Raw genomic sequence first — 25623 nt, 5'->3', positions numbered from 1 at the left:
GCTTGCGCGCTGACTTACTGCGCGCTCGCGATCAACCACTCGAACACATCGGTCACCACCGGCGAGCGGGGCTCGCCGGCGACCCGGGACACCCACCACGTGGTGCCCTCGATGCGCGGATAGTCGGCAAGGACGCGCAGCCGTCCCTGCGTCAGGCTTTCGTCGGCCACCAGACGTGAGACGCACGCGATGCCACGACCGCGCAAGGCCGCATCGAGCAGGAGACGTTCGTCGTCATAAATGACGTGTTTGCGAAACGGTGCGAGTTGATGGCGAAAGAGCGCAGCCGTATCGTCCCGCGTGAAACTCTCTTCGAGGCAAATCAGCGACGCATGCTCGGGATGCCTGGCTGCCGGGAGGTCCGCCAATCGTGCAGCCAGCCCATCGTTGGCGACCACCACCCACTCATCTTTCAGAAACGGCACTTCCATCAGACCGGCTTGTTGCAGCGGCCGATCGGCAATCGCGATGTCGATGTCGGTCTCGTCGATGAATCGCGCCGATTCGTCAGTCGATAACATCGGGCAAAGCGCCGGATGCCGCACCAGTAGCTGATCGATGCGTGGACTCAGCCAGCCGTGCAATAACTCGGCGGGAGCGGCGATCACGACGAGCCCCGGGTCCAGATAAGTGGCGATGCGATCGAGGCCGCTGCGCAGCGTCCCCACCGAGCGCTGGACGCTTCGCCGGAGCACCTCGCCCGCCACGGTCAACTCCACGCCACGCCCCACCCGGCGGAACAGTGGCTGCCCGACCTCTTCCTCCAATTGCTGCACCTGATGACTGATCGCCGATTGGGTGACATGCAACTCGTCCGCCGCGCGCGAGAAGTTGCCATGGCGAGCAGCCGCCTCAAACCCCATGAGCAACTTGAGCGACGGAATTCGCTGGTGAGCCATTGCCGCCTCAAGATATGAGAAAAATTAATTGATAATAGCAAGAAATCTCGTTTTTCTTTATTGGTGATGGGCTTCAAACTGCGTGAACTGCCAGACTCGCCTGCGCACAAGCGGTCACTCGATGGCAAAGCCGTGCGGCAATCGTCAGAGAATGGGCCATGCAAACGAGACGTGTTTTTTTGAAACGAGGCATCGCAGCGTCGGGCGCGACGCTCTTCGCCGGGACGGCGGGCGGCAGTCTGGCCGGGTCGGCGAAGGTGGGCCCCAAGGGCAATTCGGACGGTAATGAGATCGAATGGATCATGCCTGATGAGGGCGAACGTCATGCCGCCACATGGATGGCATTCGGGGCCCCCGAAGCCCTCTGGGGTCGTCGTCTGCAACGGGCGGCGCGCGAAAGCTTGACCCGTATTGCGAAAAGCATCGGCAGCTTCGAGCCGGTCAATATGCTGGTAGGCGAGAAGGACTACGACGACGCCCAGCGCATGTGCGGCAGCACCGTCAACCTGATCGTGCAGCCCATCGACGATCTGTGGATACGGGATACGGGGCCCGTCTTCGTTCGCTCGCGCAATGGCGAAAAGGCGGGTGTCGACTTCAACTTCAACGGCTGGGGAGCAAAGCAGGCACACAGGGACGACGCCATGGTGGCCAGGTTCGTTGTCCGAAACGTCGGCGAGCGTTTGCTCAACACGCCGCTCGTGCTCGAGGGCGGTGCCATCGAAGTCGACGGCGAAGGCACGGCCATCATCACGGAGAGCTGCGTACTTAACCGGAATCGCAATCCGGGTGTCAGCAAGTCGGCGTGCGAGACGGAATTGAAACGTCTTCTCGGCGTGCGCAAGATCATCTGGCTACCGGGCATTGCCGGCAAGGACATCACCGACGGTCACACCGATTTCTACGCGCGGTTCGTGCGGCCCGGGGTCGTCGTCGCTCACCTCGAGAACGATACCGCCTCCTATGACCACGCGGTGACGGTTCGCCATCTTGAGATTTTGCGGCAGGCGACGGATGCTACCGGCCGCAAGCTACAAGTGGTCGTATTACCTGGGCCGAACCATGTGCGCAGCGCCTACGCGTCGGAGACGTTTGCCGCCGGGTACATCAACTTCTACGTGTGCAACGGTGCGATCATCGCGCCGCAATTCGGCGACACGCAGACCGACAGGAGTACGCGAGACAAGCTACGCGATCTGTTTCCCAAACACGAAATCGTGCAGCTCAACATCGATGGGATTGCCAATGGTGGCGGCGGCATTCACTGCACGACGCAGCAGCAACCGGTTTGATGCGCCACGCGTAGAGGCGGGCGCTCGGTGGGAGTCGATATAAAAAAGCCCTTGACGTCACCGTCAAGGGCTTTTCTTTACTTCTTGGTAGGCCGTGCTGGGTTCGAACCAGCGACCAAGGGATTATGAGTCCCCTGCTCTAACCGCTGAGCTAACGGCCCTTAACTACCGGCGCTCGCTCAGCAGCAATCAATTGCCTTCGAGGAACGACTTGAGCTTGTCGGAACGGCTCGGGTGACGCAGCTTGCGCAGCGCCTTGGCTTCGATCTGACGAATACGCTCGCGCGTCACGTCAAACTGTTTGCCCACTTCCTCAAGCGTATGGTCCGTGCTCATCTCGATACCGAACCGCATGCGCAGCACCTTGGCCTCGCGCGGCGTCAGCGAATCAAGCACGTCCTTCACGACGTCGCGCATACTACCATGCAATGCGGCGTCAGCAGGCGCTACCGTGCCAGTATCTTCGATGAAATCGCCCAAATGCGAATCGTCGTCGTCACCGATCGGCGTTTCCATGGAGATAGGTTCCTTCGCGATCTTCATGATCTTGCGGATCTTGTCTTCCGGCATTTCCATCTTCTCGGCCAGCGTTGCCGGATCCGGCTCAACACCGGTCTCCTGCAGAATCTGACGCGAAATCCGGTTCATCTTGTTGATCGTTTCGATCATGTGCACCGGAATACGGATGGTACGTGCCTGATCCGCAATCGAACGCGTAATCGCCTGACGAATCCACCACGTGGCATACGTCGAGAACTTGTAACCGCGACGATATTCGAACTTGTCCACCGCCTTCATCAGGCCGATGTTGCCTTCCTGAATCAGATCCAGGAACTGCAGACCACGGTTCGTGTACTTCTTCGCGATCGAGATCACCAGACGCAAGTTCGCTTCGGTCATCTCACGCTTGGCCTTGCGGGCACGACGCTCACCTTCCGCCATCTTGCGATTGACGTCCTTGAGTTCCGTGAGCGGCAACACCACGCGTGCCTGCAAGTCGATCAACTTCTGCTGAAGTTCTCGCACGGCCGGCACGTTACGTTCCACCACCGAGCTGTAGGCCTTGTTATCGGCCACCACGGTGTAGATCCAGTCGACATTGGTTTCGTTGCCCGGGAAACGCTGCACGAAATCCGCGCGCGGCATGCCGCACTTGTCGACCACGATGTTCAGGATCGCACGCTCGATGTTACGCACTTCGTCCACCTGCGAACGCAGCGTGTCGCACAGACGCTCGACCGTGCGTGCTGTGAAGCGAATCGTCATCAGTTCCATCTGGATGGCTTCGCCAGCCTTCACATACGGCTTCGACTGATAACCTTCCTTCTCGAACGCACGGCGCATCTTGCCGAACCACTCGGCGATCACGGAGAACTTGGCGAGCGCGTCGCGCTTGAGCTGCTCGACCTGCGCAGCCGAAGCACCGCCACCGCTGTTGCTGTCGTCTTCCTCGTCCGACTCTTCTTCCTCTTCTTCCGCGTCTGCGTCCGCATCCGCGTCGAAATCTTCGTCTTCGGAGGCGGCTGCCGCAACGGCATCCGCATTCGGATCGATCAGGCCGTCAACCACTTCGTCGATGCGCATTTCTTCGCGCTCGACCTTCTCGGCCATGGCCAGGATCTCGGCGATCGTCGTCGGGCACGCAGAAATCGCCTGCACCATGTGCTTCAGGCCTTCCTCGATCCGCTTGGCGATCTCGATTTCACCTTCGCGCGTGAGCAGCTCGACGGTCCCCATTTCGCGCATGTACATACGCACCGGGTCGGTCGTGCGACCGAACTCGGAATCGACCGTCGACAGGGCCGCTTCCGCTTGCTCCTCGACTTCGTCGTCCGTTGCAGCGTTCGGCGCATTGTCGTTGAGCAACAGCGTTTCAGCATCCGGCGCCTGCTCGTAGACGGCCACGCCCATGTCGTTAAACGTTGCGATCACGCCTTCCAGCGCGTCGCCCTCCACCACGTCGTCGGGCAGGTGGTCGTTGATCTCTGCAAAGGTCAGGAAGCCACGTTCCTTGCCCAGCTTGATCAGTGTCCTCAGTTTGCCGCGACGTTCCTCAAGTTCCTCGGCCGTACCGGGCTGGTGCGAGGAAAATGCGTCCTTGAGCAGTGCTTTCTCTTTTGCCCGGCGATCACGCGCCTTCTGCTTTTCCACTTTGGTCTGATCTTCGTTCACGGGTTGATCATTAGTATTCGCTGCAACGTTTTGCACTCCCGGAGCGGCGGTCTTCGCGGCCTTGCCACGCGTCTTGGAGACGGGCGGTTCCACTGTTGCCGGCGTGACATCCACTGCCTCGGGTTTGCGTGAAGCCCCGGTCTTGCGTGGGGCTCGCGTTGCAGGTGTACTGCGGCCCGCCAAGGTCGACGCCTTGGCGGTAGTTGCGCTCTTTGCGCTTTTTTCAGCGGGTTGTCGGGCCTGCGGTTTCCCGCCTGCCGTCGCCTTCGCGGTCGTTGCCGTCTTCGTCGCTTTGACGGGCGGCTCGGACTTCACCGTCGGCTTGGCCGCTTTCGCAGCCCCCACCTTCGCGGCGGTCGCACTCTTGCGTTTGGTGACATCGGTCACCTTCGCAGCCGTCTTGCCGGTCGTCTTATTTGCGCCGGCGGCTGCCTTTACTTGCGTAGTACGCTTCGCCGAACTTGCCTGGCTGGCTGTCTTCTTCGTGGCTTGCGCAACCGCGCCCGCTTTTACGGCAACGCCAGCTTTCGCAGAACGAGACGCCCCCTTCCCACCTGATGCCGCCGCCGCGCTTGTGGCGCGCTTTGCCTTCGGTGCAGGGATAACCGTCTTTTTTCCGCTGGTCGTTGTCATCTTTGCCATAGCGATCTCGCTTGCCAGAAAACAGCCCACTGAAAACTTTCCATTATAGCACGCGGGCTTACCTCAACTTCGCGCGCCTCCTGTGCCGACCGGAGCCAGCAGCCGCTTCAATTCGTCGCGTTGCCGCGACAGCGCCTGAGCGTGGCGCAATTCATCGGACGTCAATGACGGCCGCTTGAAAATCGTCTCCAATGCCTCGCACAGCCCGTCGTACTGCAAGCGCCGAATCGCGCTTCGCAGCTCGGTGAGCCGCAGTGCAATCTGCTCCTCGCGACGCTCGGCCTGCGCCTCATCGGCAGGGTCGAACAACAACAGGTCACGGGCATTCTCTTCGAAGGCCAGGATTTCGCGGATGATGTCGTCGAAGCTTGCCCAATTGGGTGACGTCCGCAGCCGGTCTGACATGAAACGAAACTCGGCCTGCGCCCCCATCTCGCGGCAATGCGCCAGCACTTCCGAGAAGATCTCGGCATGTTGACGCCCATCCAGCAAAATCTTGGTCTCTTCTTCCGTCAATTCATTCCCAAGCACCGGAAACATCAGCAGATTCTGCAATGCCCGATGCTCGGTGCCCACCACGCGACGCTTCTCGCGCTTGGCCGGCGCCTTGTCCCACGTGTTCTGACGGCGCGCGGCGCCGATCTGCAACTCGCACAACTCAGCGACTTCTTCGATCGAACTGCCCACCCGCTCGGCCAGCGCATGCAGGATCTGTCCCCGCAACGCGTTTGCCGGCATTTGTTGCAACAGCGGCTTCGCCTCGAACAACGCGCGCGCCCGGCCCTCGGGCTGATGCATCTCTTTGCCGGCCGTCACCTCGCCGATCAGGAACTGCGACAGCGGCATGGCGCGCGACACTTCGTCGGCAAACGCGTCCGCGCCGTGCTCACGCACGTAGCTGTCTGGATCGTGCTCGCTCGGCAAGAACAGGAACTTGAAGCTCCGGTTGTCGTCTGCATGCGGCAAACAGGCTTCCAGCGCGCGGCGTGCCGCGCGGCGGCCTGCGGCATCACCGTCGAAGCTGAACACCACCGTCTCGGTCTGGCGCAACAGCTTCTGAACGTGCATCGGCGTACATGCCGTCCCCAATGTGGCCACCGCCTGCGGGAAGCCAAGCTGCGCCAGCGCGACCACGTCCATATAGCCTTCCACCACCAGCACATAGCCCGCATCGCGAATACCGATGCGTGCCTCGAACAATCCGTACAGCTCACTGCCCTTGCTGAAAAGCGGTGTTTCCGGCGAGTTCAGATATTTCGGCTCGCCTTTGTCCAGCACCCGTCCGCCGAAAGCGATCACTTGCCCTTTCGTGTTTCGGATCGGGAACATGATCCGGTCGCGAAAACGGTCATAACGTCGCTTTGCGCCGCCCGCTTCGCCCTTCTCGCTCTCGATGACAAGGCCGGCATCGAGCAACTGGTCGTCGCGGTAATCCTGAAATGCGGCCTCAAGGTTCTGCCAGCCATCCGGGGCGTAGCCCAGGCCAAAATGCGCGGCGATTTCGCCCGTCAAGCCACGTCGCTTCAAATATTCGATGGCGACCGGCGCACCCCGCAACTGCTTGCGGTAATAGTCGCAGGCCCGCGTCATCACGTCGACCAGACCGAGGGTTTGCGCACGTTGCGCAGCAGGTGCCGGCGCGCCGGGCAGCGGCGCCTCACGCGGCACATCCAGCCCGACGTTGCGGGCCAACTCCTCGACAGCTTCGACAAATCCGAGTCCGGCATGCTCCATCAGGAAGCTGATCGCGCTGCCGTGCGCGCCACACCCGAAGCAGTGATAGAACTGCTTGGTGGGACTTACCGTAAATGAGGGCGACTTCTCGTTATGAAAGGGGCACAGCCCCATGAAGTTCGCGCCCCCCTTCTTCAACTGAACGTAGCGACCCACCACCTCGACGATATCGACGCGGTTGAGCAGGTCCTGCAGGAACGACTGGGGAATCACTGGATCGATGCCATCGCGATGCGGTGCTGCACCGTCGCCCAAGCGACGGCAAGTTGCCGCACCACCGGATTACGCAGCCAACGCCGCCTTCACTTGCGCGGACACGGCCGTCATGTCGGCACGACCGGCCAACAGGCCCTTGAGCACACCCATGACCTTGCCCATGTCCTGCGGACCGGCAGCGCCGGTTTGCGCCACGGCGGCCTTGACCGCCTGCGCGACTTCGTCCGCCGAAAGCTGCTGCGGCATGTAGACCTGGAGCACTTCGAGTTCGGCAGCCTCCTTGTCGGCCAGATCGGTACGGCCGGCAGCCTGGAACTGGCTGATGGAATCCTTGCGTTGTTTGATCAGCTTGTCGACGATGGCGACAACCGCCGCGTCATCGTCAAGAGAGATACGCTCGTCGACTTCCTTTTGTTTGATTGCCGCGAGCAGCAGCCGGATGGTCCCCAGTTTGTCGGCGGCCTTGGCGCGCATGGCCGTCTTCATGTCTTCGTTGATGCGTTCTTTCAGACTCATGAGCAGGGGTTCCGGAATTCGAATACGTTTCAGTGTAGTGCATGCCGCCCCAAAGAAAAGGACGACCGCCATCAGGCGCTCACCGTATGCGACCGCAGCCGATGAACTGGCGCAGCGACGAACGGGGCGCAGAAAGCACAAAAACCCGCTTGGGGAGACGATCACGGACGCGATCACAAGCGGGCTCGCCGGAGACCTGGACCCGCCCCCGGCCCAGGGCTCGACACCCATTCGGCTGGTGACGTGTCAGACGCAAACCACCGGCAAATACTTCGGAGGCGTCCTGAACTGTCGTCACAAACGTCCCGAAAACAACCACTGATGCGTCGTCTCCACGAAGGTGAGAGCGTATCACAGCGCGAGAGTGGCCGTCTATGACAGCGCGTCCTCTCCCGCGCGTCCGGCCTTGACGCTTTCGGACATCGCCCGGGCACAAGCCACTGCCGACGCCCAGGCCCACTGGAAGTTGTAGCCGCCGAGCCACCCCGTCACGTCCACGACTTCGCCGACGAAATGCAGCCCCGGCTGACTGCGGGCTTCCATCGTTGCGGACGATAGCCCCCGCGTATCAACCCCGCCTCGCGTGACTTCGGCCTTGCGCCAGCCTTCGGACCCGCATGGCTTGAGCGTCCAGCCCGAAAAAGCCTGAGCCAGCGAGCGCAACGCCTTGTCCGGCAGCTCCTGTACGCGCGCCTGCGGCGAAAGTCCGCTATTGGCGACCCACGCGTCAGCCAGTCGCGCCGGCACCCATTGCGCCAGCAAGTTGGCCAATTGACGTTTCGACGCAGCCTTCGCCTCGAATAATGCCGCCTCGATGTCCGACGTTGGCGCCAGATTCAGGGTAATTGGCTGTCCCGGCGTCCAGAAGCTGGAGATCTGAAGGATGGCCGGCCCCGACAACCCGCGGTGCGTGAACAGCAGATCCTCGACAAAACTCCCGGCGTCCTTCCCCTTACCTGTGCCGACTTCGACCTCCAGCGACAGACCCGACAGACCCGCAAAGGGTGCCCATGTCGACGCGTCGAACATGAGCGGCACCAGCGCAGGACGCGGCTCGACGATCTCCAGCCCGAATTGACGGGCCATGCGGTACCCCCAATCCGTCGCGCCGATTTTCGGAATCGACAGGCCGCCGGTCGCAATCACAAGCCTTTTAGCCGCGATATGCCCTGCATCGGTCGTCAAATGATAGCGATGTGCCCCGCCGGCCTCTGTGTACGCAACCGTATGGACTGCGCAGGGCATTCGCCAGTGCACATGACCTGCCGCGCACTCCTTGCGGAGCATTTCGATGACGTCTTCCGCACTTTCGTCGCAAAACAGCTGCCCACGATGCTTCTCGTGCCAGGCGATACGGTGACGTCCCAGCAAATCCAGAAAGTCGCGCGGCGTATAGCGGGCCAGCGCCGAGCGGCAGAAACGCGGATTCTCGGACAAGTAATTGGCTGGCCCGGCGTTGATATTGGTGAAATTGCAGCGTCCGCCGCCCGAGATCCGAATCTTCTCCGCCAGGCGCGTCGCATGATCGATGAGCACCACGCGCAGCCCCAACTGCCCGGCCACCGCCGCGCACATCAGGCCGGCCGCGCCAGCACCCACAATCGCTACATCGAACTTTTCCATGGCGCGCATTGTAACCGGCGGGGGAAGAGGTCGACTGGTATACTTCAGGGTTATCCCTTCTATTGACGCTCCGCGTACTCCCTCTCGCCATGCTGGTTCTAGGCATTGAAAGCTCCTGCGACGAAACTGGTCTCGCCCTCTACGACACCGAGGCCGGCCTGCTCTCGCACGCACTGCATTCGCAGATTGCCATGCACCGCGAATACGGTGGCGTGGTGCCCGAACTGGCCTCTCGCGACCATATTCGTCGCGCGCTGCCCCTCGCCGAGGAAGTGCTCGCCCAGGCGGGCAAGACGCTCGGCGCCGTCGACGCCATCGCCTACACGCAAGGCCCCGGACTCGCCGGCGCGCTGCTGGTCGGCGCCAGTGTCGCCAACGCCCTCGCCTTCGCGCTCGATCGCCCGGTGGTCGGCGTGCATCATCTGGAAGGCCACCTGCTTTCCCCCCTGCTGGCTCCCGACGCCCCCGACTTCCCATTCATCGCACTGCTGGTCTCCGGCGGGCACACGCAGTTGATGGAAGTGCGCGCCTTCGGCCAATACGCCATGCTGGGCGAAACGCTGGACGACGCCGCAGGCGAAGCCTTCGACAAGACGGCCAAACTGTTGGGACTTGGCTATCCCGGCGGCCCGGCAGTTTCACGCCTGGCCGAGTTCGGTACACCAGGCCGCTACGACCTGCCGCGCCCGATGAAGCACTCCGGCAATCTCGATTTCAGCTTTAGCGGCTTGAAAACGGCTGTGCTCACGCAAGTTCGCAACCTCGCAGGCAATGTCTGCGAGCAGGAAAAGGCCGATCTCGCACGAGGATTTGTCGACGCGATCGTCGACGTACTTGTCGCCAAGTCGATGGCCGCTCTCAAGCAGACCGGCATGAAGACGCTGGTCGTCGCCGGCGGTGTCGGGGCCAATGCGCAATTGCGCGCCGGACTCAACGAAGCCGCGCGTCGGCGCGGCTATCGCGTGCATTACCCCGACCTGGCGTTCTGCACGGACAACGGTGCCATGATTGCCTTCGCTGGCGCCATGCGCCTCAAGCATTGGCCGGACGAGGCCGACAGCGAATACGCTTACACCGTTCGCCCGCGCTGGGATCTCGCCGATATCGTGCGAAACGTCTAATGCCTCGCACGGCAAACGCCCAATAAAAAAACCGCTCCGAAGAGCGGTTTTTTCATGTTACGTCGCCACAAGGGCGACGTGATAACGTCAAGCCGCCACGCGCTTGTCGCGTTCGATCACGGCGTAAGCGCTGTGATTGTGGATCGACTCGAAGTTCTCCGCCTGGAGCACATACGCCACAACACGGGACTCATCGTTCAGGCGTGTTGCCACATCACGCACCAGATCCTCGACGAACTTCGGATTCTCGTAGGCACGCTCCGTCACGTACTTCTCGTCCGGACGCTTGAGCAGCCCCCACAATTCACAGGACGCTTCCTCTTCAGCCATGCGCACCAGATCCTCAACGGCGATATCGCCCGCAATTTCAGCGTCGATGGTGATATGCGACCGCTGGTTATGCGCACCGTATTGGGAGATCTTCTTCGAGCAAGGGCACAGGCTGGTGACCGGCACGAGCACCTTGAGCCATACACGCGTCTGCCCGTTGCGCACATCGCCGGTGAGCGTCACCTCGTAGTCCATCAGGCTCTGCACGCCCGAGACCGGCGCTGTCTTGTTGATGAAGTACGGGAACGTCACTTCGATTCGGCCAGCCTCGGCTTCGAGCTTATCGAGCATGCTGCCGAGCATCGCGCGAAAACCTGCGACGTCCATCGGCGCACGATGCGCTTCGAGCAGCGCCACGAAACGCGACATGTGCGTGCCCTTCTGATCGGCCGGCAGATGCACGTCGAGATTGAACAAGCCCACAGTGGCTTGCGCGTCGCCATCGGCCAGACGCACCGACAGCGGGTGACGCACACCGCGCACACCAACGCGTTGAATCGGAATCTGCCGGGTATCGACGGTGCTCTGCACGTCCGGCATGACGAAAGCGGGGTTCATCTGATTCATCTAGTTTCCTTCTTTGCCGGCAAGCCGACTTGGGGGGAGGCAATGGGCAAACGTATCCGACGCACGGCTCGCAAGCCCCCGGCGAGAGTCATCGGGAACGTGCCGGAGAGCCCCGGCACGGGATGGAAAATACGTAACGCAAAACGAAACGATCCGGCGTGCAAGCCGGATCGTTCGACTATTCAGGACTACCGGACGTTCAGGCGACGAGCTTCGTCGCGACCTTGCCGGCGGCCTGAGAGGCCTCCAGCGGCTGCAGGTCGAAGCGTGCACAGATCGACTTCGCGATGCCCACCGCGTCGAGCCCCACGCCCGAGAGCAGCGCCGCCGGGTCGCCATGATCGATGAAGCGATCGGGCAGGCCCAATTGTAGTACGGGTCGAGTAACCCCACCGGCGAGCAGGGATTCGGCAACCGCCGAACCTGCGCCCCCCATGATGCTGCCCTCTTCCACCGTCACGAGGTAGTCGTGCGTCTGAGCCAGACGTGCGATCAACTCATCGTCGATCGGCTTGACGAAGCGCATGTCGGCCACGGTGGCGTCCAGTTGCGCGGCCGCGGCAAGCGCCGGCGCCACCATGCTGCCGAACGCCAGAATCGCCACACGACGCCCGGCTTGCGCCTGACCTTCACGACGCACAATGCCCTTGCCGATCGGCAATGCCGTCATCGTTTGCTCGATGGCCGCGCCCGTGCCCGCACCCCGCGGATAACGCACCGCCGACGGGCCGTCGATCTGCACGCCGGTATAGAGCATCTGGCGGCATTCGTTTTCGTCGGACGGCGCCATCACCACCATGTTCGGGATACAGCGCAGATAAGCGATGTCGTAGGCACCCGCGTGCGTTGCACCGTCCGCACCAACAAGACCCGAGCGATCCAGTGCGAAGACGACCGGCAGATTTTGCAGCGCGACGTCGTGAATCAACTGATCATAGCCACGTTGCAGGAACGTCGAGTAGATGGCCACGACCGGCTTGAGGCCTTCGGTCGCCATACCGCCCGCGAACGTCACCGCGTGCTGCTCGGCGATACCGACGTCGTAATACCGATCCGGGAAGCGCTTCTCGAACTCGACCATCCCCGAGCCTTCGCGCATGGCCGGGGTAATCCCCACGACGCGCTTATCTGCGGCCGCCATGTCGCACAGCCAGTCGCCGAACACTTGCGTGTACGTCTTCTTGCTGCTCGTGCTCGGCTTGATACCTTCAGCCGGATTGAACTTGCCGGGGCCGTGATACAGCACCGGATCGGCCTCGGCCAGCTTGTAGCCGTACCCCTTGCGCGTGACGACGTGCAGGAATTGCGGGCCTTTCAGATTCTTGATGTTTTCGAGCGTCGGAATCAGCGATTCGAGATCGTGTCCGTCGATCGGACCGATGTAGTTGAAGCCGAACTCCTCGAACATCGTGGCGGGAACAACCATGCCCTTCGCATGCTCTTCGAACTTGCGCGCCAGTTCCAGCACCGGCGGCGCCACGCTCAGCACCTTCTCCACGCCCTTCTTTGCCGCCGCATAGAATCGACCCGACATCAAACGGGCGAGGTAGCGGTTGAGCGCGCCCACCGGAGGCGAAATCGACATGTCGTTGTCGTTCAGGATGACCAGCAGCGGCACGTCTTCGTGGACACCCGCGTTGTTCATCGCCTCGAACGCCATACCGGCCGTCATGGCACCATCGCCGATCACGGCGATGCCGAAGCGGTTCTCACCCTTCGTGCGCGCCCCCAGCGCCATACCGAGCGCCGCCGAAATCGACGTGCTCGAGTGCGCCGTGCCGAACGTGTCATACGGCGATTCGTCGCGCTTCGGGAATCCCGAAATACCGCCGAGCTGACGCAGCGACCCCATCGCATCGCGACGGCCGGTCAGGATCTTGTGCGGGTAGCTCTGGTGGCCCACGTCCCAGACGATGCGATCCTCCGGCGTGTTGAACACGTAGTGCAGCGCAATCGTCAGCTCGACCGTGCCGAGGTTGGACGAGAGGTGGCCGCCCGTGCGCGACACACTTTCGAGCACGAAGGCACGCAGCTCTTCGGCCAACGGCGCAAGTTGGCGACGCTCCAGACGCCGCAACGCGGCCGGGTCATCGATGGTATTTAGAAGTTCGTACATCGTCGTTCCATAGATAGGCGTTTTTATCGGGCAGCTCCCCCAGTGAGCGGATCCGATCTCCTGCCGGTGCGTTCTGTGGGGAGATCGCGCCGACCCTCCTTGCCCCTTACTTATGTTTACTGCAACCGCCCCCGGATCCCGTGATCCTGTCCTGCTCGGAGGCCGCCTCGAAACTTGCCAGTCCGGCCAATCTGCCGGTCAGTTGATGCGATCGACCACGTAATCGGCCAAAGCGCGCAACCGGTCCGCATTGCCAAGCGACACACTCGCCGCGTGCGCGTCGGCACGCAGCTTTTCTGCGTAGGCACGCGCGCCGTCGAGGCCCATCAGCGACACGTAGGTCGGCTTGTCATTGGCGGCATCCTTGCCCGCCGTCTTGCCGAGCGTGGCCGAATCGGCCGTGGTATCGAGAATATCGTCCACAACCTGGAAGGCCAGCCCCACGGCTGCGGCATAGGCATCCAGCGCCACCGTTTCGTCGTCAGACAATGCACGGCCGCAGATCGCTCCCATACGCAGCGAGGCGCGCAACAATGCCCCCGTCTTCAGGCGATGCATGTTTTCCAGCTGCGACTGCGTGAGCTTGATGCCGACGCTCTCCAGATCGATAGCCTGACCACCAGCCATGCCAAGCGCCCCCGAAGCCAGCGCCAGTTCGCGCACCAGGGCAAGCGATTGCGCAGCGCTCAGATCGGCCGTGGCTTCGCCAAGCAATGCAAACGCCTGCGTTTGCAGACCGTCCCCTGCGAGCAGGCCGGTCGCTTCGTCATATTGCACGTGTACCGTTGGCTTGCCACGGCGCAGATCGTCGTCGTCCATGCACGGCAGATCGTCATGCACCAACGAATAGGCGTGGATCATTTCCACGGCGCAAGCCGCACGATCGAGGGCCGTCTCGCTGGCCTGCGTCACTTCGCCGGCGGCAAAGCACAGCAGCGGGCGCACCCGCTTGCCGCCACCGAGCACCGCATAACGCATCGATTCGTTGAGTCGCGCCGAGCCGCCATCGGCTGCCTTGGGCAGCGCGGCGTCGAGCGCCTGTTCCACACGGGCCTGCACGGCCTGCATCCAGGCCTTGATATTCTGATCCGCCATCGTCTTCATCCTGCACGTGCCCTTCAGGCCGTGCGTGTTATTGAGTCGCCCCGGGGGCCAACCTGGAACGCTTTGGGTCGTAGGTCGCGCTATCGTGTCGCCATATTGCCCTATGGCCAGACGTCGTTCAGAAGTCGTCGCGCGCCGCCTCCAGCGGTTTGAGCGTTTCGCCTTCGAGCACCTTGACCTGCTGCTCCACCTTCTCGAGCAGGCCCTGGCAGTACTTCACGAGCACAGCACCGCGCCGGTAGGCGCCGAGCGACTCCTCCAGCCCCAGCTCACCGCCCTCCATACGCCCTACAAGCTTTTCCAGCTCGGCGAGCGCAGCTTCGTAGGTCTCGGGCAGGTCCTGCGGCACCTCGGGCGCCGCGTCTTGCGACTTTGCAGTCTTGGCCATAAACGCAAAATTCAGGTCGAATGTTCCATTTTACGGCAAAAGCGCGCCAGCTCGCAGAGCGTAAATTGCCTGAAAACCGTTCGCGATGACAAATTTCGGACAATATTTAACGCAAATCATGGACTTAGCAGCCCCCGACAGTGCATACCGGGTATAATCGTCGGTTCCCTAAATCGATTTTTCGATGGTTGGGTTGTTCACTGCTTTCAAGCTCGACGGGAGTGGGAATGTCCAATCTAAGCAGCGCTTTGCAATTGAAACCGGCCTCGAGCCAATTGCCGGTCTACACGTATTTCGACGAGGCGCTCCTCGCACGCGAACGTGAAGTCCTATTCAAACACGGGCCTCGTTACGTAGGTCACGAACTGATGGTGCCGGAAACGGGCGACTATTTCGCCCTGCCGGCTGAGCAGGAAGGCCGCATGCTGGTCCGCAATGGCGCGGGCGAGCACAGCGGCATTGAACTGCTCTCGAACGTCTGCCGTCATCGCCAGGCGGTCATGCTCAATGGGCGCGGAAAAGCACGCAACATCGTGTGCCCGCTCCATCGCTGGACTTACGACACGACGGGCGAACTGCTCGGCGCGCCGCATTTCCCGGAGAAGCCGTGCCTGAACCTCGGCAAGTTCCCGCTGCAACGCTGGAACGGGCTGCTGTTCGAAGCCGAAGGCCGCGACGTGCAAGCCGATCTCGCCCGCCTGGGCGTGAAGCACCATCTCGACTTTTCGAACTTCATGTTCGATCACGTCGAAGTGCACGAATGTAACTACAACTGGAAGACGTTCATCGAGGTTTATCTCGAGGACTACCATGTCGTGCCGTTCCATCCGGGACTGGGCAGCTTCGTCTCGTGCGAAGACCTGAGCTGGGAGTTCGGCGACTGGTACAGTGTCCAGACGGTCGGCGTGCACGAAGGCCTCGCCAAGCCGGGCAGCCCGATCTATCGGGACTGGCACGACGTGCTGCTACGTTACCGCGAAGGGGTCCCCCCCGACTTCGGCGCGATCTGGATGGTGTACTACCCGCATCTGATGATCGAGTGGTATCCGCATGTGCTCGTGGTGTCGTGGCTCATTCCGCGCGGTCCGCAGAAGACGACGAACATCGTCGAATTCTATTACCCCGAGGAAATTGCGCTCTTTGAACGCGAATTCATCGAAGCGGAGCGTGCCGCGTACATGGAGACGGCCCGCGAGGACGACGAGATCGCCGAGCGCATGGACGCCGGGCGTCGCGCCCTGTTCGAGCGCGGCGTGTCTGAGGTTGGCCCTTATCAGAGCCCGATGGAAGACGGCATGCAACATTTCCACGAGTTCCTGCGTCGGCAGATGGGCGACTTCTGAACGCTTCGGCCCAGAAGCCTCTCACCGAGTGAGAATGCAGAAACGTCCGGCTGAAGTCCTGTCCGGCGACGATGTGGCGGCGGCGAGACTGAATTAAATATTTGCCGAATTTTCACGGAACGGCGGACCATCGGTCCGCCGTTTTCGTTAGAATCGTTGCCATGCTTCAGATATGACCGCACGGCAACCACTGATGCCGCACGAGTCGCCCGCGTTCCGCACAAAACGCGCTTCTTCGCCGTCCATCGGCCACAATTCGCCATGCAATCGCTCTGGATGTTGGTCTCCGCCTTCATGTTCACGTTGATGGGGCTCTTCATCAAGCTGGCGGCAAACGAATACAACACCGGCGAAATCGTTCTCTACCGCAGCCTTATCGGCGTCATCGTCTTGCTGGCGATCGCGGGCCTGCGAGGTCAGACGATCCGTACCCGACACCTTGGGTCGCACGTCAAACGCAGCACGGCCGGCGTCATCTCGCTCGGCCTCTGGTTCTATTCGCTCACGCAATTGCCGCTATCAACGGCGATGACGCTCAATTACATGTCGCCGATCTGGATTTCGCTGATCGTCATGGCGACTGCCGCCATGCGGGGCAGCCTGCGGACCGATTTCCGCCTGGTCGCCGCGATCTTTGCCGGATTCGTCGGGGTGGCGCTGCTGCTCCAGCCGACCATCGACAGTCAGGCTTGGGGTGGCGGTGTCGCAGGCGTTGTCTCGGGTGTGTTCTCCGCAGTCGCCTACATGCAGGTCAAGGAGCTTGGCGCGGCAGGCGAACCCGACTGGCGCATCGTCTTCTATTTCTCGCTCGGCGGCGTGCTGCTGGGTCTCGGCTGGGTCGCCATCGAAGGCATGCATCCGCTATCCTGGCGCGGCACTGCACTGATGCTCGGCATCGGCATTGCCGCGCTCATCGCGCAAACCGCCCTCACTCGCGCCTTCAGCCTGGGCAACACGCTTGTCACTGCGAATCTGCAATATTCCGGCGTAATCTTCGCTACACTGATCAGCATGCTTGTCTGGGGCGATTGGCCCGCACTGGCCGGCTGGATCGGCATGCTGCTGATTGTGGCGAGCGGCATGACGGCACTGCGCCGGCCGTCGGCACCGGCCTGACGGCCGCCGCCGGATGTGTATCCCCAGGGCGCCCAAGCGCCCTCGGCAACGCTCGCGGCCACCGACAGTGCTCTCCACGTGGTTGCGGGCACCGTCCGCCCGGCAAGCAGCTCGGTCAGTTCCCGCTGAACGATTCCCCCACGCCCGTCTGCGGAGACGTCATGATTCACACGCATTTCACCACGCTCATCAGTCCGCAAAATCTCGATGCGCTGATGCAAACTGCCGCCGGTGGCGGTGCCCCGGTGGTCATCTTCGATTGCCGTTTCGACCTCGCCAATCCTGCGGCAGGTGAAGCCGCCTATGTTGACGGTCACATCTTCGGCGCGTTCTACGCGCACCTCGAACGCGATCTGTCCGGAAAGCCGACCGGCAAGAACGGCCGCCATCCGCTGCCCGATCGCGATGCACTCGTGCGGCACCTGGCCGACTGCGGGCTCTCGAAAGGCCAGCAGGCCGTCGCTTACGACGCCCAGGGCGGTATGTACGCGGCCCGTCTGTGGTGGTTGCTGCGTTGGCTCGGCCATGAATCGGTTGCGGTGCTCGACGGCGGCCTGCAAGCCTGGGAAGCCGCAGGGTTCAAGCTCGATGCCGCTCCACCCGAGACGCCGCCGGCCGGCGACTTCAGCCCCGGCGAGCCGCTCGCCACGACCGCAGACGCAGCGGCCATCGAGCGCAATCTGACGTCTCACGAACGTCTGGTCATCGACGCCCGCGCGCCGGATCGTTATCGAGGCGAAAACGAAACCCTCGACCCGATTGGCGGCCACATTCCTGGCGCGGCCAATCGCTTCTTCAAGGACAACCTCGGTCCTGATGGCCGTTTCAAGCCTGCCGCCACGCTTCGCGAAGAGTTCACCCAGGTCATTGGCAAGGATCGCCAGCCGGAACGGGTCATCTCGCAATGCGGCTCCGGCGTGACCGCCTGTCACAATCTGCTCGCGATGGAGGTGGCCGGACTGCACGGCGCCAGCCTCTATCCGGGGTCGTGGAGTGAATGGTGTGCCGACAAGCGTCGCCCGGTCGCCACCGGAGCGCAGCCGTAAGTCGCCCATGGCATCTGCGCTGTCGACACCGCTGAAATGAAGAAGGGCGTCCGCAGGGACGCCCTTCTTCATTGCGACAGGCCCCGACAATCATCGTCGCGAACCGCGTGACGCCATCAATGTGGCGACTTGCCATTTGTCGCAACGCCGCTGCCGTCGGCCCCCATCACCGGGGACGTCGTCGACATGGCGAGGGCGCTGCCGCCGTCCTTATGGTCGTGCCCATGATCGTGGTCGTGATCATGACCGTTGAGCCATACCACCAGCGTCAGCCCGACAGCAATCAGCAAAATCTGCGGCAGCGCATCGCGCGGCGACGTCCGGCGCTGCATTTGCGGCATCAGGTCCGACACCGCGATATAGATAAAGCTGCTCGCCGCCAGCGCCAGCAGGTACGGAATCAGGCTTTGCAGACGGTCGAGCATGAAGTACCCAAGCACGCCTCCGGCCAGGGCCGTCAAGCTCGACGCCAACGTCAGCACCAACGCTTTGCGACGCTTGAAGCCCGCATTCAGCAGCACCATGAAGTCACCGAGCTTGTGCGCCACCTCGTGAACGGTGATCGACACCGTTGCGGCCACACCGAGGCGCGGATCGGTGAGAAACGCTGCCGCAATCACGACACCGTCGGCAAAGTTGTGAATCGCGCTACCGACCAGAATCATCCAGCCGCCCTTGCCTGCTTCGTGGGCGTCATGCCCGTGTTCATGGTGATGCCCGTCGCCCTCGTGATGGTGGCTGTGGCGCAAGAGCGCCAGCTTCTCTAGCAGGAAGAACCCAAGCAGCCCACCCAGCAGCCAGCGCGTGATGACGTGAGCGTCGACGTGCGACTCCAGACTCTCCGGCAGCAAATGCAACAGTGCGGTGCCGAGCAACACGCCCGCCGAGAAACTCACCATCTTGTCGATGAGCCTCGAAAGCAGGCCAAGCGACAGCGATGCCGCCCCGGCAAGGCTCAGCACGCCGGAAGCCAGCGTGGCGATAACGATGAATATGAAGATGGCGTCGATGGTGATTCTCCCGCAGGCAAGCCGGCGATTTAACCAGCTTTTTCCGTGACAGGCAAACCGTCGGCCCACAAAGCGCGACAACGTCCGGCACGCTCGATAGGCGCGACACGCACAATGTGCCGGACTTGCCCGATGCCTTCACTCCGTCCGACGGTTCGGCCGGACCATCGGCAACATCGGCAACTCACGCTACGCCGTGCTTGCGGAACCAGTCCAACGCCAGCGTCCAGCCTTCTTTGGCATCGGCCTCGACATAGCTCGCCCGGTAGTCCGCGAAGAAAGCGTGCCCCGAATTCGGGAATACTTTTAGCTCCGAGCCCTTCGACGCCGCATTGCCCTTGGCCAGCGCCTCTCGCGCCTGTTCGACGCTTGCGACTGGAATACCCGTGTCCTTGCCGCCGTACAGACCGAGCAGCGGCCCGTGCAGCTTGCCCGCGATATCGATCGGGTTCTGCGGGAAGTTCGCGCTCTTGTCGCCGACGATGCGCCCGTACCACGCGACCGCCGCCTTCACATTCGGGTTATGGGCGTCGTACAGCCACGCCACGCGTCCGCCCCAACAGAAACCGGTGATCCCGAGACGCTTCTCATCGCCGCCATTGGCCACCGCCCATTTGAGCGTCGCGTCGATATCGCTCAACACCTGCTTGTCCGGTGTCTTCGAGACGATTTGCGACTGGATCTCGGCAATCGTTCCCAACGACTGCGGATCGCCCGCGCGTGCAAACAGTTCCGGCGCCAATGCCAGATAGCCGAGCTTGGCGAAGCGGCGGCAGATGTCGGCAATATGCTGATGCACCCCGAAGATCTCCGAGACGACGATCACGGTCGGCAAATGCGTCTTGCCCGCCGGCTTCGCGTAGTAGACCGGCATCTTGATACCCGGCACGTCGAGCATGACTTCGCCCGCCTCGAGGCCTTGTGTATCCGTAGTGATGGTTTCCGCAGCCACCGGCAGCACGGCCAGCGCGAACGCCGAACCCACTGCGGTCTTCAGAAAATCGCGTCGATTACGTGGCGCCACTTCGGGCACGAGACTATCCAGATCCGCTTGCGACATGTCGCACTCCAGAGAAAAGCGTCGGTAGAAGAATTGCCGGGATAACCGCCAACGGAAACGACGGAGAACCGTCGGTCCGGGGCCGGACGTTCGGATATTACTAGAGAGGGGAAGCCATTGCACTCGGACGCCGGCGCGTTCGTGGTCGGAATCCTCCGAAACCACGACCGTCCCGCCGAGTCAGGCCTTCTGACGGGAGAGGCAGCGCACTCGCTCCTCTCGCGTCAAACGTCAATGCAGCTTCACGCGCGGCACGGTGGAGCGTCGCAGACGGTTGGCCACCGTATCGAGCATCATGCGCCAGACACCATGCAGCGCCGCCACATGCATGCGATAGAGCGACGTGTACATCACTCGCGCAAAGAGCCCCTCGATGAACATGCTGCCGCCGATCAACCCGCCCATCAGATTACCCACCGCGCTGAACTTGCCCAGCGAGACGAGCGACCCGAAATCGCGATAGGTGAACGCCGGCAGGCTTTGTCCCTTGAGCCTCGCCTCGATGGCCTTGACCAGAAAACTTGCCTGCTGGTGTGCAGCTTGCGCGCGCGGCGGCACGAAGCCGTGCTCCGGCCACTCGCAACTCGCGCAATCGCCGAAAGCAAAGATGTCGGGATCGGTCTTGCTTTGCAGCGTCGGCAGGACTTCGATCTGATTCAGGCGATTGACGGCGAGCCCCAGCGTACCGAGCACCGGCGGCGCCGTGATCCCCGCCGACCAGACCGTGATATCCGCCGGCAGCACCTTGCCGCTGGTGGTGGTCACTTCGTTCTTGCGCACCTCGGCGACCGAATCGCCGCACAGAATGTCGACGTCCAGCTTGCCAAGCAACCCGGCAACGGCACCCGATACGCGCTCGGGCAGCGCCTTCAGAATGCGCGGACTCGATTCGATGATGGTGATGCCCACGTCCTTGCGCGGATCGAGCTTCAGACCGTAAGAGCGAAGCACTTCGGCCGTGTTGCGCAGCTCGGCGGAAAGCTCCACGCCCGTTGCCCCTGCCCCGACGATGACCAGATTGACCTTGCGACGTGCCGATGCCGACACGAGCGCTCCGCCGCCCTGCGTGCCTTCGCTCGGGGCGGCATTCTGCCCTGCCGGCGCTTCGGCCTCGTTTTGCGCCCGCACGCAAGCCGCCATCAGACGACGACGGAAGCGCTCGGCCTGCTCGACCGTATCCAGTGCAATGGTATTTTCCTGCGCCCCGGGCACGCCGAAGAAGTTCGTGGTGCTGCCCATGGCGAGCACGAGCGTGTCGTAAGGCAAGGTGCGCTCAGGCAGCAGGTCGCCCTCGCCTTCGTCGGCCGCCGCCGGCACCGCAGCCAGCCGAATCGTCTTGGCCGTGCGATCCAGTCCGATCATCTCGCCCGCAGCAAACTCGAAGTGGTGCCAGTTGGCCTGCGCGACGTAAGAAAGCTGGTGCGTCGCGGTGTCCATGACACCAGCGGCGACCTCATGCAGCAACGGTTTCCAGATGTGCGACAGCGAACGGTCGACCAACGTAATCTGAACGTCCTTGCCACGCCCGTACTTGTCGCCCAACCGGGTGACAAGCTCCAGACCGCCGGCGCCACCGCCGACCACAACAATTCGATGCACACTCACGATAACTCCCCGTGCTTGGAAAACCGTCCGGCCGGTCGGCAACTGCCAGCCCGGCGATAGCGATTACCTTACCGCAGAGTGCGGACTTAGGGTATGCCTGCATCCCTATTTCCGCTATTGAGGAACGCGCTCGTGGCGACGGTCAAAGCGTGCTGCCGCTTGCGCCGCAGCCCGTGTTTTAGGTGTGAGCCCAGCCCAATGCGTCAGTGGGCCTGTTCCCAATTCTCGCCAACGCCGACTTCGGCGACGAGCGGCACACGCAGCTTTGCCACGCCGCACATCAGTTCCGGCAAACGCTTGCGAACCTCGGCCAGTTCGTGATCAGGCACTTCCAGCACCAGTTCATCGTGCACCTGCATGATCTGACGCGTCTGCAAGCCGCTATCGTCCAGCCAGCGCTGCACGGCGATCATCGACAGCTTGATGAGATCGGCGGCCGTGCCCTGCATCGGCGCGTTGATGGCGGCGCGCTCGGCGGCCTGACGGCGCGGGCCGTTGCCACCGTTGATATCCGGCAGCCACAACCGGCGGCCGAACACCGTCTCGACAAAGCCGCGCGCCTTGGCGCTCTTGCGCGTCTCGTCCATATAACGCGCCACGCCGGGGTAACGCATGAAGTAGCGGTCGATGTATTGCTTGGCGGCGTCTCGCTCGATCCCGAGGTTCGCGGCCAAGCCAAACGCGCTCATGCCGTAGATCAGACCGAAGTTGATGACCTTGGCGTAGCGACGCTGCTCGGAAGAGACTTCGAGCGGCGTGACGGCAAAGATTTCCGCCGCCGTTGCCCGGTGGATGTCCTCGCCGTTGGCAAACGCGCGCAGCAGGCTTTCGTCGCCCGAGATATGCGCCATGATGCGCAACTCGATCTGCGAATAGTCGGCGGAAACCAGTTGGCTGCCCGGCGGCGCAATGAACGCCTCGCGAATACGACGCCCCTCGGCCGTGCGCACCGGAATGTTCTGCAAATTCGGATCGTTCGACGCCAGACGTCCGGTGATCGCGACCGCCTGTGCATAGTTCGTGTGGACTCGCCCGGTCGACGGATTCACCATCTTCGGCAACTTGTCGGTATAGGTCGACTTGAGCTTGGCCAGGCCTCGGTAGTCGAGCAACACCTTCGGCAACGGATAATCCTCGGCCAGCTTCTGAAGCACTTCCTCATCGGTCGATGGTGCACCGCTGGCCGTCTTCTTGACGACCGGCAGTTGCAGTTGCGTGAAGAAGATATCCCCGATCTGCTTGGGTGAATTCAGGTTGAATTGCTGCCCGGCCAAGGCGTAGGCCTCGGTTTCCAGCGCAATCAGCTTGTGGCCGATTTCGTCGCTTTGCGCGGCGAGGCGTGCCGAATCGACGAGCACCCCATTGCGCTCCATACGCTGGAGCACACGTGCCGTCGGCATTTCAATGTTGCTGTAGACGAATTCCAGCGTGGCTTCGCGCGCGACATCGGGATAGAGCGCGCGGTGCAAACGCAACGTGATATCGGCGTCCTCCGCCGCGTATGCCGTGGCCTGTTCGATACCGACATCGTCGAAACCGATCTGCTTGGCGCCCTTGCCGCACACGTCCTCATACTTGATCGTCGTCACACCGAGGTGACGCGACGCCAGACTATCCATATCGTGGCTGCGGTGCGATTCGACCACGTATGACTGAAGCAGCGTGTCGTGGGCGATACCGCCCAGCAAGATGCCGTAATTCTCGAGCACATGCGAGTCGTACTTCAGGTTCTGACCGACCTTCTTGTGGTCCGGACTCTCAAGCCAATGCTTCAATCTCGCGAGCACTTCGTCGCGCGGCAATTGCTCGACCTCGCCCGGCGCGCGATGCGCCACGGGAATATAAGCGGCACGCCCCGGCTCGCAGGAAAACGACAGGCCCACAAGCTGCGCCTGCATGGCATCGAGCGAGGTGGTCTCTGTGTCGAATGCCGTCAATTCGGCGGCTTCGATGATCTTCAGCCACGCGTCGAACTGCTCCCACGTCAGCACCGCTTCGTACTGACGCTCGATCGTGTCGGCCACCGGTGCCGGCGCGTCCTCTCCGGCCTGCGCGGCAACGGCCGTCTCGGCTTCGCGCAGCAGCGTCTTGAAGCCGTGGCGCGCGAAGAAATCGCGCAGCGTCTCCACGTCTTCGGGTTGCGTCTGCAAGCTCGCCTCGATGGAGGTCACCTGCGGCGCGAGATCGCAATCGAGCGCGACCGTCACGAGCTTGCGCCCCATCGGCAGCCAGTCGAGCGCGCGGCGCAGATTCTCGCCCACCGCCCCTTTCACATCGGCCGCATTCGCGACGAGGTTATCGAGATCGCCGTATTGCGTGAGCCATTTGACGGCCGTCTTCGGTCCGCACTTTTCCACGCCCGGTACGTTATCGACCGTATCGCCCACCAGTGTCAGGTAGTCGACAATGCGCTCGGGGGGCACGCCGAATTTCGCCGTGACGGCATCCGCGTCGAGCGTCTCGTTGGTCATCGTGTTCACGAGCGTGACGCGATCGTTCACGAGTTGCGCCAGATCCTTGTCGCCCGTGGAGACCACCACGCGCATGCCGCGCTCGGCGGCCTGTTTCGCCAGCGTGCCGATCACGTCGTCGGCTTCCACGCCGTCGATCATCAGCAGCGGCCAGCCCATGGCGCGCACGGCTTCGTGAATCGGTTCGATCTGTGCGCGCAGATCTTCCGGCATCGAAGGGCGATTCGCCTTGTATTCGGGGTACCAATCGTCGCGAAAGGTCTTGCCCTTGGCGTCGAAAACGCAGGCGCTATACTCTGCATGTACGTCTTTACGCATGCGGCGCAGCATATTGACGATGCCGTGCAGCGCCCCGGTGGGTTCGCCGTTGGGGCCGCGCAAATCCGGCAGGGCGTGATAGGCTCGATAAAGATAACTCGAACCATCGACCAATAAGAGCGTCTTACCTTCCAGACTTTGCTGTTCCGACATATGACCAAGAGAAGAAAAGAGATACCGAGTCTGCGCATGCTGGCAGACCATGAACGCGCCACTGCCAAAAAGGCGCGCGCATCGTGGCAGATGTTCACGATTATGGCAGAGTTCATCGAGGCCACCGAGTACCTGTCGGAGATCCGACCGGCCGTGAGCATCTACGGCAGCGCGCGCATCAAGCCGAAATCGCCGTTCTACAAACTGACGATGACCATCGCCCGCAAATTCTCCGACAACGGGTTTGCGGTGATCTCTGGCGGCGGGCCCGGCATCATGGAAGCGGCCAACAAGGGCGCACATGGCGGCGCCTCTCCCACCGTGGGTCTGAACATTGAATTGCCGCACGAACAGAAGGGCAATCAGTATCAAGACATCTCGCTGCGCTTCCGCCATTTCTTCACGCGTAAAGTGACGTTCGTGAAGAACTCGGACGCCTTCGTGATCATGCCCGGCGGCTTCGGCACGCTCGATGAACTGTCCGAAGTCCTGACCCTCATCCAGACGCAGAAATCGCGCCACGTGCCCGTGATTCTCGTGGGCTCGGAGTTCTGGAAAGGGCTGCTCGACTGGGTGCGCTCGACGATGCTGCCGATGGGCCTCATCGGCGAAAAGGATCTCGATCTGGTACAGGTCATCGACGATCCCGACGAAATCCTCAAGGCCGTATTCGCTTTCTATGACGGCCACATCGAGCCGGAGACGGAAACCAGCGAGAAGATGTTCTATCTGTAATCGCCGTCATCGCTGTCCATGAAAAAACGGCGCCGCGAGTGATCGC

20 protein-coding genes and 1 tRNA gene are annotated in these 25623 nt (G+C 62.1%); 7 read left to right on the top strand and 14 right to left on the bottom strand.

Annotated elements, in window-relative coordinates; all coding sequences use genetic code 11:
• Positions 1 to 14: 14 nt before the first annotated feature.
• Positions 15 to 899, bottom strand: a complete 885-nt coding sequence (locus PI93_RS12130) for a LysR family transcriptional regulator (protein WP_039371226.1) — start codon at positions 897 to 899, stop codon at positions 15 to 17.
• A gap of 158 nt (positions 900 to 1057) precedes the next feature.
• On the opposite strand from PI93_RS12130, the gene PI93_RS12125 reads away from it, so the two are divergent.
• Entirely contained in the window at positions 1058 to 2191 is a 1134-nt protein-coding gene (locus tag PI93_RS12125; RefSeq protein WP_039371223.1) for an agmatine deiminase family protein, read from the top strand.
• Positions 2192 to 2276: 85 nt separating this feature from the next.
• On the opposite strand, the gene PI93_RS12120 is transcribed toward PI93_RS12125, so the two are convergent.
• Positions 2277 to 2352: transfer RNA gene (locus PI93_RS12120), tRNA-Ile, on the bottom strand.
• 28 nt (positions 2353 to 2380) lie between these two features.
• Positions 2381 to 4363 carry an RNA polymerase sigma factor RpoD gene (rpoD, locus tag PI93_RS12115; protein WP_236105587.1) on the bottom strand — a complete coding sequence of 661 codons (1983 nt, stop codon included), beginning with the start codon at positions 4361 to 4363 and terminating at the stop codon, positions 2381 to 2383.
• 193 nt (positions 4364 to 4556) lie between these two features.
• On the opposite strand from rpoD, the gene PI93_RS25080 reads away from it, so the two are divergent.
• Positions 4557 to 5054, top strand: a complete 498-nt coding sequence (locus PI93_RS25080; protein ID WP_191623420.1) for a hypothetical protein — start codon at positions 4557 to 4559, stop codon at positions 5052 to 5054.
• Positions 5055 to 5068: 14 nt separating this feature from the next.
• On the opposite strand, the gene dnaG is transcribed toward PI93_RS25080, so the two are convergent.
• From dnaG to PI93_RS12100, 3 genes are all read right to left on the bottom strand, one after another.
• Positions 5069 to 6952: a DNA primase gene (gene dnaG / locus PI93_RS12110; protein ID WP_039371595.1), complete on the bottom strand. Its 1884-nt coding sequence runs from the start codon at positions 6950 to 6952 to the stop codon at positions 5069 to 5071.
• A 69-nt stretch (positions 6953 to 7021) separates the two neighbouring features.
• Positions 7022 to 7471, bottom strand: a complete 450-nt coding sequence (locus tag PI93_RS12105) for a GatB/YqeY domain-containing protein (RefSeq protein WP_010806280.1) — start codon at positions 7469 to 7471, stop codon at positions 7022 to 7024.
• Between the two features lie 372 nt (positions 7472 to 7843).
• Complete coding sequence (locus PI93_RS12100) at positions 7844 to 9094, bottom strand: BaiN/RdsA family NAD(P)/FAD-dependent oxidoreductase (protein ID WP_039371593.1); 1251 nt, start codon at positions 9092 to 9094, stop codon at positions 7844 to 7846.
• Between the two features lie 89 nt (positions 9095 to 9183).
• On the opposite strand from PI93_RS12100, the gene tsaD reads away from it, so the two are divergent.
• Positions 9184 to 10215 (top strand): tRNA (adenosine(37)-N6)-threonylcarbamoyltransferase complex transferase subunit TsaD, encoded by a 1032-nt coding sequence (tsaD, locus tag PI93_RS12095; protein WP_039371216.1) that lies wholly within the window; start codon positions 9184 to 9186, stop codon positions 10213 to 10215.
• A gap of 87 nt (positions 10216 to 10302) precedes the next feature.
• Here tsaD and folE2 read toward each other — a convergent pair whose 3' ends face one another.
• The 4 genes from folE2 to PI93_RS12075 all read right to left on the bottom strand — a co-directional run bounded on the left by folE2 (position 10303) and on the right by PI93_RS12075 (position 14720).
• On the bottom strand, positions 10303 to 11112 hold the full coding sequence (gene folE2 / locus PI93_RS12090) for a GTP cyclohydrolase FolE2 (protein WP_039371213.1): 810 nt from the start codon (positions 11110 to 11112) through the stop codon (positions 10303 to 10305).
• Between the two features lie 199 nt (positions 11113 to 11311).
• Entirely contained in the window at positions 11312 to 13228 is a 1917-nt protein-coding gene (gene dxs / locus PI93_RS12085; protein ID WP_039371211.1) for a 1-deoxy-D-xylulose-5-phosphate synthase, read from the bottom strand.
• Between the two features lie 198 nt (positions 13229 to 13426).
• On the bottom strand, positions 13427 to 14332 hold the full coding sequence (locus PI93_RS12080) for a polyprenyl synthetase family protein (protein ID WP_144400254.1): 906 nt from the start codon (positions 14330 to 14332) through the stop codon (positions 13427 to 13429).
• Between the two features lie 118 nt (positions 14333 to 14450).
• Positions 14451 to 14720, bottom strand: a complete 270-nt coding sequence (locus PI93_RS12075) for an exodeoxyribonuclease VII small subunit (protein WP_010806286.1) — start codon at positions 14718 to 14720, stop codon at positions 14451 to 14453.
• Between the two features lie 227 nt (positions 14721 to 14947).
• Here PI93_RS12075 and PI93_RS12070 point away from each other — a divergent pair, with 227 nt between their 5' ends.
• The 3 genes from PI93_RS12070 to PI93_RS12060 all read left to right on the top strand — a co-directional run bounded on the left by PI93_RS12070 (position 14948) and on the right by PI93_RS12060 (position 18225).
• Positions 14948 to 16063 (top strand): aromatic ring-hydroxylating oxygenase subunit alpha, encoded by a 1116-nt coding sequence (locus PI93_RS12070; protein WP_039371206.1) that lies wholly within the window; start codon positions 14948 to 14950, stop codon positions 16061 to 16063.
• A gap of 261 nt (positions 16064 to 16324) precedes the next feature.
• Complete coding sequence (locus tag PI93_RS12065; RefSeq protein WP_039371202.1) at positions 16325 to 17179, top strand: DMT family transporter; 855 nt, start codon at positions 16325 to 16327, stop codon at positions 17177 to 17179.
• Between the two features lie 161 nt (positions 17180 to 17340).
• Positions 17341 to 18225, top strand: coding sequence for a sulfurtransferase (locus tag PI93_RS12060; protein WP_039371199.1), 885 nt, complete (start codon positions 17341 to 17343; stop codon positions 18223 to 18225).
• Positions 18226 to 18341: 116 nt separating this feature from the next.
• Here PI93_RS12060 and PI93_RS12055 read toward each other — a convergent pair whose 3' ends face one another.
• The 4 genes from PI93_RS12055 to polA form a co-directional block, all read right to left on the bottom strand.
• Entirely contained in the window at positions 18342 to 19187 is an 846-nt protein-coding gene (locus tag PI93_RS12055; RefSeq protein ID WP_236105589.1) for a ZIP family metal transporter, read from the bottom strand.
• A 232-nt stretch (positions 19188 to 19419) separates the two neighbouring features.
• Positions 19420 to 20295 (bottom strand): dienelactone hydrolase family protein, encoded by an 876-nt coding sequence (locus PI93_RS12050; protein ID WP_039368716.1) that lies wholly within the window; start codon positions 20293 to 20295, stop codon positions 19420 to 19422.
• A gap of 231 nt (positions 20296 to 20526) precedes the next feature.
• Complete coding sequence (locus PI93_RS12045; protein ID WP_039368990.1) at positions 20527 to 21894, bottom strand: NAD(P)/FAD-dependent oxidoreductase; 1368 nt, start codon at positions 21892 to 21894, stop codon at positions 20527 to 20529.
• Between the two features lie 209 nt (positions 21895 to 22103).
• Positions 22104 to 24842 (bottom strand): DNA polymerase I, encoded by a 2739-nt coding sequence (gene polA, locus PI93_RS12040; protein WP_039368720.1) that lies wholly within the window; start codon positions 24840 to 24842, stop codon positions 22104 to 22106.
• Between polA and PI93_RS12035 the strand changes: the two genes are divergently transcribed.
• Positions 24843 to 25577: an LOG family protein gene (locus tag PI93_RS12035; protein WP_039368723.1), complete on the top strand. Its 735-nt coding sequence runs from the start codon at positions 24843 to 24845 to the stop codon at positions 25575 to 25577.
• Positions 25578 to 25623 lie beyond the last annotated feature (46 nt).

Source organism: Pandoraea fibrosis, assembly GCF_000807775.2.
Lineage (GTDB): Bacteria > Pseudomonadota > Gammaproteobacteria > Burkholderiales > Burkholderiaceae > Pandoraea > Pandoraea fibrosis.
This window is presented reverse-complemented; position numbering and strand designations above follow the sequence as displayed.